Annotated in this window: 9 protein-coding genes; all 9 read left to right on the forward strand. The window is 40.9% G+C overall.

Annotated elements, in window-relative coordinates:
* The first annotated feature begins 95 nt into the window (after positions 1–95).
* The 9 genes from CFT42_RS01715 (at position 96) to CFT42_RS01755 (ending at position 12239) form a co-directional block, all read left to right on the forward strand.
* The gene (locus CFT42_RS01715) at positions 96–779 is read left to right on the forward strand and encodes a metal-dependent hydrolase (RefSeq protein ID WP_088815242.1); all 684 of its coding nucleotides are present in this window, start codon (positions 96–98) and stop codon (positions 777–779) included.
* 17 nt (positions 780–796) lie between these two features.
* Entirely contained in the window at positions 797–2110 is a 1314-nt protein-coding gene (gene ytoI, locus CFT42_RS01720; protein WP_088809075.1) for a CBS-HotDog domain-containing transcription factor YtoI, read from the forward strand.
* 18 nt (positions 2111–2128) lie between these two features.
* Positions 2129–3064, forward strand: coding sequence for a DHH family phosphoesterase (locus CFT42_RS01725; RefSeq protein ID WP_088815243.1), 936 nt, complete (start codon positions 2129–2131; stop codon positions 3062–3064).
* A gap of 107 nt (positions 3065–3171) precedes the next feature.
* The gene (gene dnaE, locus CFT42_RS01730) at positions 3172–6501 is read left to right on the forward strand and encodes a DNA polymerase III subunit alpha (protein WP_088815244.1); all 3330 of its coding nucleotides are present in this window, start codon (positions 3172–3174) and stop codon (positions 6499–6501) included.
* A gap of 207 nt (positions 6502–6708) precedes the next feature.
* Positions 6709–7593, forward strand: coding sequence for an acetyl-CoA carboxylase, carboxyltransferase subunit beta (gene accD / locus CFT42_RS01735; RefSeq protein ID WP_088808878.1), 885 nt, complete (start codon positions 6709–6711; stop codon positions 7591–7593).
* A complete protein-coding gene (gene accA / locus CFT42_RS01740) occupies positions 7583–8539 on the forward strand; it encodes an acetyl-CoA carboxylase carboxyl transferase subunit alpha (protein ID WP_088808879.1) in 957 nt (318 codons plus the stop codon). Before accD ends, accA begins: the two co-directional genes overlap by 11 nt.
* 255 nt (positions 8540–8794) lie before the next feature.
* Positions 8795–9754, forward strand: coding sequence for a 6-phosphofructokinase (gene pfkA, locus CFT42_RS01745; RefSeq protein ID WP_088808880.1), 960 nt, complete (start codon positions 8795–8797; stop codon positions 9752–9754).
* Between the two features lie 230 nt (positions 9755–9984).
* Entirely contained in the window at positions 9985–11742 is a 1758-nt protein-coding gene (gene pyk / locus CFT42_RS01750; protein WP_088808881.1) for a pyruvate kinase, read from the forward strand.
* Between the two features lie 122 nt (positions 11743–11864).
* Positions 11865–12239: an FxsA family protein gene (locus CFT42_RS01755; RefSeq protein WP_088809076.1), complete on the forward strand. Its 375-nt coding sequence runs from the start codon at positions 11865–11867 to the stop codon at positions 12237–12239.
* Positions 12240–12402: the final 163 nt, after the last annotated feature.

Below are 12402 nucleotides of genomic sequence, written 5' to 3' on the forward strand. Positions count from 1 at the left end.
TATGTATATCAGTGGTTCGTTTTATTTTTGCTGTAGCTTTGTCATCTATACTATAGCAGTTTATAACACAAAAAATGCGAAGGGAAGTTTTGAATGTGAAAATTTCATTTCACGGGCAGTCATGTATCAAAATGACAACGGGCGAACGGACAATACTCGTTGATCCTTTTATTTCAGGCAATCCAGCATGTGATTTAGTTGTAGCGGAACAAAAACCAGATTATATCGCGGTAACTCACGGACATGATGATCATGTTGGGGACACAGTGGAAATCGCCAAACAATCAGGTGCAACGATAATTTGTAACGCAGAACTCGCTGCTTTTTTCAGTTTACAAGGCGTCCAAAATATTGCACCCATGCACATTGGGGGAAAAAGGGAGTTTGACTTTGGAACGGTTAAATTGACACAAGCCTTCCATGGTTCTTCTACCGTTGTAGACGGTCAAATTGTCAACTTAGGTTTGCCAAATGGATTTGTTTTTACTTTGGAAGGAAAATCTGTTTACCATGCTGGCGATACGGGCCTTTTCTCCGATATGAAACTAATTGGCGAACGAAATTCGCTTGAATTAGCCTTTTTGCCAATTGGTGATAATTTTACGATGGGACCAGATGATGCCAAAATTGCGGCTGACTTTTTACAGGCGAAAACAGTTATTCCAATACATTACAATACATTTCCACTTATCGAACAAAATGCCGAAGCGTTTGTAAATTCACTATCTGCGAATATTACTGGAAAAGTGATGGAAATAGGAGACGAAATCGAAGTTTAAAGGAATAGGTGAAAAAATTGGCTACTAAACATGAACAAATATTAAAATACATTGAAAATCTTGCTGTTGGCGAAAAAATTTCGGTGCGAAAAATCGCAAAAAATCTATCTGTTAGTGAGGGTACCGCTTATCGGGCCATTAAAGACGCAGAAATTATCGGTTTCGTGTCAACGATAAAAAGAGTTGGAACACTCCGAATTGAACGGAAGCAAAAAGATAGTATTGAAAAATTAACATTTGCTGAAATAGTCAATATGATTGATGGTCAAGTGCTCGGTGGACGGGAAGGCTTATATAAATCACTGAATAAATTCGTCATTGGTGCGATGACGGTTGAAGCGATGGAACGCTATACCGACGCTGGAAATTTAGTCATTGTCGGAAATCGCGAACGTGCACATGAACTGGCACTACATAGAGGCGCTGCCGTTTTGATTACAGGTGGTTTTGATACAAACGATGAAGTGAAACGTTTAGCAGATGAAAAAGAATTACCGATTCTTTCAACTTCTTACGATACGTTTACAGTCGCAACGATGATTAACCGCGCCATTTATGACCAATTAATCAAAAAAGAAGTCGTTCTCGTGGAAGATATTTCAACACCGCTTGAAGACATTGCTTATTTAGACACATCTGGAAAAGTTGCTGATTGGCATAAATTGCAAGAAAAAACAGGGCACAGTCGCTTTCCAGTTGTCAATAAAGCGAATCGTCTTGTTGGCATGGTTACAAATAAAGATGTGATTGATAAAAATCAAGCTATCTCAATTGAACGCGTCATGACAAAGAACCCGCTGACGGTTGGATCAAAAATGAGCGTAGCCTCTGTGGCGCATATGATGGTATGGGAAAGCATTGAAGTTATCCCTGTTGTAAAAGATGATTTAACTTTACTTGGCATTGTTAGCCGCCAAGACATTTTAAAATCGATGCAAATGATTCAAAAACAACCTCAAATTGGTGAAACAATTGATGATACCATTGCAAAACAACTTGATGAAAAAGAAACGGACGACCAAGAACATACGTATGAATTTAAAGTGACACCGCAAATGACCAACTCACTTGGAACGTTGTCATACGGTGTGTTCACGCAGCTCGTTTGCGATGTCGTGCAACAAAAATTATTTACGATGAAAAAAAGAAATGTCGCTATCGAAAACGTCACGATGTACTTTTTAAAACCGGTTCAAATGGATGCGACTCTTTCCATTAAGCCGCGTGTTCTTGAAATGGGACGAAAAGCGGGGAAACTTGACGTTGAATTATACTTAGAAGGTATTTTAACCGGAAAAGCCATTGTCGCTTGCCAAATGATGGAGCGCTAACTTAAAAGAGGTGTAGAAATGAAAAAGAAAATTTTAGATGAAATCAAAGCGTATGAAACCATTATTTTACATCGACATGTACGCCCCGATCCAGATGCCTACGGTTCACAAATGGGACTAGCGGAAATCATTCGCGCTACTTTTCCAAAAAAGAAGGTTTTTGCAGTTGGTACTCCTGAACCGACGCTATCTTTTTTAGGCGAACTGGACGAGATTCCAGACGAAGTATACGCGAGTGCACTTGTTATCGTTTGCGATACAGCCAATACTGAACGGATTGATGATGCGCGTTATTCAAGCGGCGCGAAATTAATCAAAATAGACCACCATCCAAACGACGACGCTTACGGCGACTTACTATGGGTTGATACGAGCGCTTCTTCGTGCAGCGAAATGATCACTTCTTTTTACGAAAGCTTCTCGGAAGAGCTTGTTTTGAATGAAACTGCGGCAAGACTCCTTTTTGCTGGCATAGTTGGCGATACGGGCAGATTTTTATATCAAAGTACAACAGAAGAGACTTTGCGCCTAGCCGCAAAACTTGTCACCTTTCCGTTTGATCGATTCATGCTATTTCAAAACCTTTATCAGCGACCGCTTAAAACCGTGAAACTATCCGGCTATATCTTCGAAAATCTCAACATGCATCAAAACGGGGCCGCAACCATTTATATTTCCAAAGAAATTTTGAAGAAATTTGATGTTTCCGCAAAAGAAGCTTCTGATTTAGTCAGTTCTATTGAAAACATTGAAGGTTTAAAGGCGTGGATAATGTTCGTTGAGGATGGTGAAGAAATTCGCGCTCGCCTCCGTTCAAAAGGACCAATTATTAACGGGCTTGCCAAAGAATATCGGGGCGGCGGACATCCACTTGCATCTGGTGCAACTGTTTATACGCAAGAGGAAGTTTCGGAAATGGAACAAAAACTTGATCAAATTTGTGAACGCGCATGACCAAAAGGGGCTGTCAAATTGACACCCCCTTTTTTTACGAACATACTTTCTTTTTTTGCATGCAAAAGCTATAATAAAAGGAGAACAACTCGAAAGGAGCGAGGATAGTGGGATTTGTTCATTTACAAGTGGCGAGCGCCTATCATTTGCTGTCGAGCACAGCGCGAATTTCAGAACTCGTCCAAACGGCGAAAGATTACCATTATTCTGCGTTAGCAATTACAGATAAAAATGCGCTTTACGGAGCGATTGAATTTTATACGACCTGCAAAAAAGAAGGGATTAAGCCGATAATTGGGATGACCATTGATATTGAAGGTGTCATAAATCCCGGAAACACATACGAACTTGTTTTACTTGCCGAAACGACAGAAGGCTATTACAACCTTTTAAAAATAGCTAGTGCAATTAAAACGCGAGAAGAAGGCGAGGAGATGCCACTAAAATGGCTGCGCTCTTATTGCGATGGGATTATTGCGCTTTCGCCCGGACGAACAGGTGAGATTGAACAGCTACTTTTAGACGGAAATCAAGTTGCCGCACTAGAAGTTGTTTCAGAATGGCAAAGTATATTTGGTGAGACTAATTTTTATTTGACGCTTCAGAAGCATCAGGCAAATATGGCACAGGCTGTTGCCGAATTTGCGCAGTCCAATGGGCTTTTCGTTGTCGCATCGAAAAATGTGCGTTACATGCGGCCAAAAGACATACAAGCGACCACGGTTTTGCAGGCTATTCGCGATAATCAAACGGTCGATTGGACATCACTCGAACTCGTTGGGCCAACTTATTTTGCAAGTCCTGATGAAATGGCACGCGACTACACGTCTAGTTTTGAGCAGGAGGCCTTAATGCGGGCTGGCGAAATAGCGGACCGGTGTAACGCAGAAGTCGCTATGCACCAACATCTTTTACCTCGCTTTCCTTTAGAAAAAGGGGAACTTGCGCCAGACGTTTTGCAAGAAGTGGCAAGAGCTGGGCTCGTCTCGCGCGGGCTTGACGGCCGTCCTGAATACGAGGAGCGGCTTTCCTACGAACTTGATGTCATTGTTCGAATGGGTTTTGCGGATTACTTTTTGATTGTGTGGGACGTGATGAAATATGCACGGGAACACGATATTTTAACGGGACCGGGGCGTGGCTCTGCTGCGGGTTCGCTCGTTTCGTATGCCTTGCAGATTACCGATGTCGATCCGATTTTGTACAATTTACTATTTGAGCGCTTTTTAAATCCTGAGCGGGTGACGATGCCCGATATTGACTTGGATTTCCCAGATAATAAACGCGATGACGTTATTTCTTATGTCGTTCACAAATACGGTGAGAAACATGTTGCGCAAATCGGCACGTTTGGAACGCTTGCGGCGAAAGCGGCGATTCGTGATACGGCACGAACATTTGGTTTAAACACTGTACAACTTGCGGAGTGGGCGAAATTAATTCCGAATCAGCTTGGTATTACGCTTGCGAAAGCACGTGAGCTAAACGACCGCCTTGACCGACATATTGCGAGCACAAAAGAAAATGAAATGATATGGGACGTCGCTTGTCAGCTTGAAGGCTTGCCGCGCCATATTTCAACGCACGCAGCCGGCATCGTCATCTCGGACAAGCCGCTAGTGAGCCAAGTACCGCTACAGGCGGGCAGTAACGATGCCCTTTTGACGCAATACCCGATGAATGATTTAGAAGCTATTGGTTTGCTTAAAATGGATTTTCTAGGTTTGCGTAACTTAAGTTTATTAGATCGCGTTTTGCGTTCAGTAAACTACAATCGCAAATTGTCTTTAACCATTCAAGACATTCCTTTAGACGATAAAAAAACGCTTGAATTGTTTAGACGCGGTGATACAACGGGTGTGTTCCAATTTGAATCAGACGGCATCAGGCGTGTGCTCCGCAATTTGCAGCCGACTTCCTTTGAAGACATTGTGGCGGTTGATGCGCTTTACCGTCCAGGACCAATGGAGCAAATCGACACGTTTATTGCGCGAAAACATGGCAAACAAGCCGCCCAATACCCACATCCCGATTTAAAGCCGATTTTAGAAGTCACGTATGGCGTTATCGTGTATCAAGAACAAATTATTCAAGTGGCGAATCAAATGGCAGGGTTCTCGCTTGGTGAGGCCGATTTACTTCGCCGTGCAGTCAGCAAGAAGAAAGCCGACGTTTTAAACGAGCAGCGCCAACATTTTGTGCTTGGATCCGTCAAAAAAGGCTATTTGGAATCGAGTGCAAATGAAGTTTACGATATGATTGTGCGCTTCGCCAATTACGGCTTTAACCGCAGTCATGCCGCAGCCTATTCCAAAATCGCGTTTCAGCTTGCCTACTTAAAGGCCCATTTCCCCGCAGAATTTATGTCCGCCTTACTTAGTTCGGTTTTCGGAAATGATGCGAAAATCAGTCAATATGTAACGGAAGTGAAAAAATACGGCATTTCGATGCTTCCGCCTAGTATCAACAAAAGTCATTATTATTTCCAAGTAGAAGGAGACGCCATTCGTTATAGTTTTCGCGTCATTCGAAAAGTGCCGAATAAATTTATTTTGGCTTTCATCGAAGAGCGTAAAATAAAGCCGTTCCAAGATTTCTTTGATTTTTGTGAGCGCATGCCAAGCAAAATGATGACGCGAATCATTTTAGAAGCGCTCATTTATGCGGGCTGTTTTGATGAGTTTGGTAAAGAGCGCGCAACGCTCATCGCGTCCATTGACGGGGCGCTTCAATTTACGAATTTACTTGGAAATGATGAAAAAGGTATGAATTTATTTACGGAAGATGATGATTTCCTAAAATCCATCAAGCCGCGGTACCGCGAAGTGCCGCCTTTAACTGAGCAGGAAATGCTAGAGCTTGAGAAAGAATATACGGGGCAATATGTGTCCTCACACCCGATTTCACGCTATCAAGATAAAATGCAGAAACTAAACATGCCAGCTCTTCATGAACTAAAAAAAGGACAGAAAGCTACAATTGGGGCCTATATTTTAAATCAAAAAATCATTCGTACGAAAAAAGGGGAAAACATGTGCTTCTTGACCATCAGTGATGATAGTAAAGAATTGAGTGCTGTGTTATTCCCCGAAGCATATCGGCAATTTGCGGCGCTCACTGAAAAAGGGAGTTTAGTTGCGTTGCAAGTTAAAATGGACGAGCGGAACGGGGAACTTCAGGCGGTTGTGCAACACGTGCAAACACTGGATTCTTTGGAGTTTCCAAAACGGTTGTTTTTAAAAGTGGAAGAGAAATCAGCACTTGAAAAAATACGTCAACTTGCAAAAGCGAATCCAGGGCCATCGGTTGTTGTCGTCCATCTTTCAGGAACGCGCGAAACGATGGCGCTCCCCGCGAAATTAAACGTAACCTTTTCAACCAAATTAGAAAAAGAATTAAAAGATTGGCTAGGAGAACAAAATGTTGTGTTCAAGTAAAATAATTTTTTCATTTCCTATACGATATAAAAATATGGTATAGTTTAGAGTGGAAAACGATGCTTGCAGTCTGCTAACGCATTTTAGTGGGCTGCTGTTTCTTTAAAAGAAATAATTTTCCTATCCGTAGCAGTTATTTTAAGCACTTATATATTTTTATTTTCGTTATGGATAATTTAAAAAGCATAGATAGGGGAGGTTTCATCTTTGTTAGGAGATTTATTTACGAAGCCAAAGAAGAAAAAATATGCGGCCATTCCTACTGAAGGAGCGAAACGCGATGTTCCTGAAGGGATTATGACCAAATGTCCAAAATGCAAAAAAATTATGTACACCAAAGAGCTCGAGAAAAATTTGATGGTGTGTAGTCATTGTGGTTTTCATCATCCTATCGGAGCCAGAAAAAGAATTGAAATGTTGGTAGATGAGAATTCTTTTCGTGAACTGAATCCAGAACTAACAGCAGCAAATCCTCTTGGGTTTGAAAATTACATGGAAAAAATCGAGAAAGATAAAGAAACAACCGATTTAAATGAAGCCATTTTAACGGGGCATGCAGAAATTGATGGGCAGCCGCTTGTTGTTGCTGTCATGGATTCACGTTTCCGTATGGCGAGTATGGGATCTGTTGTTGGGGAGAAGATTTTGTTAGCGGTAGAAGAAGCGGACCGCACAGGAGAGCCTTTTGTCATCTTTACGGCATCAGGTGGTGCGCGCATGCAAGAAGGAATGCTTTCCCTTATGCAAATGGCGAAAACATCGGCGGCGTTCAAACGATTCAGCAATCATAAAGGGCTCATTATTACGGTGATGACGCATCCGACGACAGGCGGCGTTTCGGCAAGTTTTGCCTCACTAGGCGATTTTAACTTTGCGGAACCAGGTGCGCTAATCGGTTTTGCCGGTAGACGAGTCATTGAACAGACAGTGCGCGAAGAACTTCCAGAAGATTTTCAAACCGCAGAATTTTTATTAAAACATGGGCAACTTGATGCGGTCATTTCAAGACTGGAACTAAGAGAGAAACTGCGTTTTCTGCTAGAGTTTCACCAAAAACCAGGTGAGGAGGCGACCGAATCAAATGGCGAATGAAATGGATTTTGAACAGCCAGTACTCGAACTGCGAACAAAAATTGCTGACTTAAAAGAGTACAATGAAAAGTCAGATGTGGACCTTACAAAGGAAATTGAAAAACTTGAACATCGTTTAGCGAAACTTGAAGATGATATTTATAGCAACATGTCTGCGTGGGATAAGTTTCAAGTAGCGAGACATCCTGAGCGTCCGACAACGCTTGATTATATCAATCTTTTGTTTGAAGATTTTATGGAGCTGCACGGTGATCGTTATTTTGGCGATGATCCAGCGATTGTTGGTGGCGTGGCTAAATACCGCGGCATTCCGGTCACGGTCATTGGACATCAGCGCGGGAAAGATACGAAAGATAATTTATATCGTAATTTCGGTATGCCTCACCCAGAAGGTTTTAGAAAATCCCTGCGTCTTATGAAGCAAGCCAATAAGTTTGGGCGGCCGATTATTTGTTTTATTGATACGAAAGGGGCATATCCTGGACGCGCTGCTGAGGAACGCGGACAAAGTGAAGCTATTGCGCGCAATCTTTATGAAATGAGCGATTTAGAAGTTCCCGTTATTTCCATTGTAATTGGTGAAGGTGGTAGCGGAGGGGCGCTTGCGCTTGGTTTAGGTAACCAAATTTTCATGTTAGAAAATGCGGTTTTTTCCGTTATTTCACCAGAAGGCGCTGCTGCGATTTTATGGAAAGATGCGAGCATGGCGAAAAAAGCGGCAGAATCGATGCGCATTACGGCAGAAGATTTATTTGACTTAGGCATTACAGATGGTATCATTCCAGAAGTTCTAGGCGGTGCGCATCAAAATGTTAAGGAACAGGCGAAACGGATTGATGAAACGCTAGCCAAATCAATTCGCACATTAACATCCTTTACGAAAGAACAATTAATAGAACAACGCTATACAAAATTTAAAAAAATTGGCGTATATGCCGATATGTAAAATTGGGCGTGGTATGTTTTGTTGCAAAACGTATCATGCTTCTTTTTATGTTGTGAGCTTTTTAGCAAGCTTGTTTTTGTATAGACCAATTAACTTGGAATCGCGAAACTAATTGTTTGCGCATACTTAACCAATATTTTTCAAACAGGAAAAGATTTGTAAAAAGTCTGTATTCATACTTTTCATTTTATGTATTTTCATGTAAAATAAGAGCGTGTAATGGAAAAATATCATTTTCTGAGGTGGTAGTAAAAGATGAAACGTATTGCAATTTTAACAAGTGGCGGGGACGCGCCAGGTATGAATGCTGCAGCCCGTGCTGTTGTTCGTAAGGCTATTTATGCAGGGTTAGAAGTTTACGGAATTAATTATGGTTTTCTTGGTTTAGTGAACGGTAATATTCATAAACTTGAACTTGGCTCTGTTGGCGATAAAGTACAACGTGGTGGTACCTTCTTGTATTCAGCTCGCTATCCGGAGTTTGCTACAGAAGAAGGTCAGTTGAAAGGAATCGAACAACTGAAAAAACATCAAATTGATGGTCTTGTTGTAATTGGTGGAGATGGTTCCTATCACGGGGCTGAAGCGCTCACAAAACGCGGCTTCCCAACCATTGGAATTCCTGGAACGATTGATAACGATATTTCTGGAACTGATTTTACGATTGGGTTTGATACTGCGCTTAATACGGTATTGGATGCGCTCGATAAAATTCGCGACACAGCGACAAGTCATGAACGTACTTTCATTATTGAAGTTATGGGCCGTGATGCTGGTGATATCGCACTTTGGTCTGGTCTTGCAGGCGGAGCAGAAGCTATTATCGTACCAGAAGAAGAATTTAAAATGGACGAAATTGTTGCTCGCTTAAATAAAGGGCGTGAACGCGGTAAAAAACATAGTATTATTGTTGTTGCTGAAGGCGTAATGTCTGGTAATGAATTTGCGAACCGCCTTGCTGAATACGGCGATTATCACGCACGTGTAACAGTTCTTGGACACGTACAACGTGGTGGTAGCCCAACAGCCTTTGACCGTGTTTTAGCAAGCCGTTTAGGGTCACGTGCGGTTGATTTATTGATTGAAAATCGCGGTGGTCTGGCAGTCGGAATCCGTGAAAATAAAATCGTGGAAAACGACATTACAGAAATTTTAAAAGAAAAACATAAATTGGATGATGACATGTTTAAACTGGCATCGATTCTTTCGATTTAATTGAAATTCGGTCACCGGGACGAACTTTGGTGGCCTTTTTTCGCGAAGATTTATGAAAATAATTCATGAAAATGTGGAGATTGTCAAGTTGCACAAAAAAGTATGAGGAATGATAGCAACTTGCATAAAAGTTCACAAACAGCTTGTGTCCTATAGCTGTTACTGGTAAAATGAGTAAGATGTGTTTATAATGAAAAGTATGAATGGTAGTTTCTAGGAGGAATAGGAAAATGAAAAAAACGAAAATTGTTTGTACAATCGGACCTGCTAGTGAATCAGTAGAAACACTAGTAAAATTAATCGAATCAGGAATGAACGTTGCACGTTTGAATTTCTCACACGGTGATTACGAGGAGCACGGCGCACGTATTCAAAATATCCGTGAAGCAGCGAAAAAAACTGGGAAACCAGTTGCTTTGTTACTTGACACAAAAGGTCCAGAAATCCGTACGAATGACATGGTCGGTGGAAAACTTGAATTTACAACAGGAGACGTTGTTCGTATCTCCATGACTCCAGTTGAAGGTACAAAAGAAAAATTCTCTGTTACTTACGGTGAACTTTTTGACGATGTTGAAATTGGTTCTAGCATTCTTTTAGATGATGGTCTAATCGGCTTAGAAGTTACAGAAAAAGACGCAAGCAACCGCGAATTAGTTACAAAAGTTTTAAACGCAGGTGTTTTAAAAAATAAAAAAGGTGTTAACGTTCCTAACGTTTCTATTAACTTACCTGGAATTACCGAAAAAGATGCGAATGACATCCGTTTTGGTTTAGAACAAGGTATTGATTTTATTGCGGCTTCATTTGTTCGTCGTGCTTCTGACGTGTTAGAAATTACTAAAATCTTAGAAGATAACGATGCAACTCACGTTCAAATTATTCCTAAAATCGAAAACCAAGAAGGTGTCGACAATATCGATGAAATCCTTCAAGTTTCTCAAGGTTTAATGGTTGCACGTGGTGACCTTGGTGTTGAAATTCCGGCTGAGGAAGTTCCAATTGTACAAAAAGAATTAATCCGTAAATGTAATAAATTAGGAAAACCAGTTGTAACAGCTACTCAAATGCTTGATTCTATGCAACGTAACCCGCGCCCAACACGTGCGGAAGCGTCAGACGTAGCGAATGCTATCTTTGATGGTACTGATGCCATCATGCTTTCAGGTGAAACAGCTGCTGGGGATTATCCAGTTGAATCCGTTCAAATGATGGCAAAAATCGCACTTCGCACTGAAGAAGCACTTATCGCGCAAGACAAATTTGCGCTTAAAATGCATGCTAATACGGATATGACTGAAGCAATTGGTCAAGCAGTAGGACACACTGCTCGTAATTTAGATGTTCAAACAATTGTTGCTGCGACACAAAGTGGTCATACCGCACGCATGATTTCGAAATACCGTCCAAAATCTCATATTTTAGCGGTCACATTTAACGAACATGTTTGTCGTGCATTGGCACTTTCATGGGGCGTATATGCGCGTCTAGCAGAACCAGTTCAAAATACAGATGATATGTTTGATCTTGCTGTTAAAGAATCCATTGCTTCTGGATTAGCACAACAAGGCGATTTAATCATCATCACAGCTGGTGTACCAGTAACTGAAAGTGGTACAACAAACTTGATGAAGATCCAACTAATCGGTGAAAAAGTCGTAAAAGGCCACGGAATCGGACGTAGTTCTGTAAGTGGAAAAGCGATTGTAGCGAAAACAAATGAAGAAGCGCTAGCTAAAGCTGAAGAAGGCGGAATTCTAGTTGTGAAGACAACAGATAAAGACATGATGGCAGCATTTGAGAAGAGTGCCGCAGTTATCGTCGAAGAAGGTGGCTTAACTAGCCATGCTGCTGTTGTAGGAATTAATTTAGGCATTCCAGTCGTTGTGGGTGCAAAAGATGCGACATCTTTAATCAACGACGGTGAAACTGTTACAGTTGACGCACGCCAAGGCAGCGTATATAACGGTAAAACAGCAACACACTAAAATGAAATAATCTAAAAATAACTAACAAAAGGCTAAGACGCTAAGAGTGTCTTAGCCTTTTGTTTTTTTATCAAAGCAAAATGCGTTATAATAAAAATATGATTATCATTGGAGTTGATAGCTTGAAAAATGTATTTTTATATTGGATTTTATACGGCTTTGTTGAACTTCTTATTTATGTGTGGCTGTTTAAGGCAATTGGTTTTTGGCCGCTTGTTTTTGTTCAAATTGCTTCAACGACACTTGGCGTTTATATGTTTAAAAAAGTAGGGCGGAATATTTTTAGAAATATTCGTGATGGTCGAACGGTGGCGCCGTATTTGCTAGATACAATTTGTTTCTTTATTTCTGCGCTCTTATTGACCATTCCGGGTATTTTAACAACGATTCTTGGTTTGCTGCTTTTCATTCCTTTTATACGGAACCTCATAAAACCAAGGCTCGCGAAATGGTTTACGACTAAAAAACATAAAACAGACTACTATTTTGATATGTAAAAAGTGCGGGCTGTGAAAAGCTCGCTTCTTTTTGAAAAAACTTTAATAGCATTTTCTTATGTTGTTTTCAAAATAAGATAGGTTTGTTTTATACTATTTCTCCATTTTATGCTATAATATTTTCTATCTTGTGTGTTTTCAAGGTAGCAAGAAGGGTGTCAAA

This window comes from Listeria goaensis (assembly GCF_900186125.1).
In the GTDB taxonomy this organism is placed as follows: Bacteria; Bacillota; Bacilli; order Lactobacillales; family Listeriaceae; genus Listeria; species Listeria goaensis.

What these genes read in the sequence shown, in the direction of transcription:
- CFT42_RS01725 (WP_088815243.1), top strand. Translation starts at nt 2,129, where the DNA reads ATGAAAAAGAAAATTTTAGATGAAATCAAAGCGTATGAAACCATTATT.
- accA (WP_088808879.1), top strand. Translation starts at nt 7,583, where the DNA reads ATGGCGAATGAAATGGATTTTGAACAGCCAGTACTCGAACTGCGAACA.
- pfkA (WP_088808880.1), top strand. Translation starts at nt 8,795, where the DNA reads ATGAAACGTATTGCAATTTTAACAAGTGGCGGGGACGCGCCAGGTATG.
- pyk (WP_088808881.1), top strand. Translation starts at nt 9,985, where the DNA reads ATGAAAAAAACGAAAATTGTTTGTACAATCGGACCTGCTAGTGAATCA.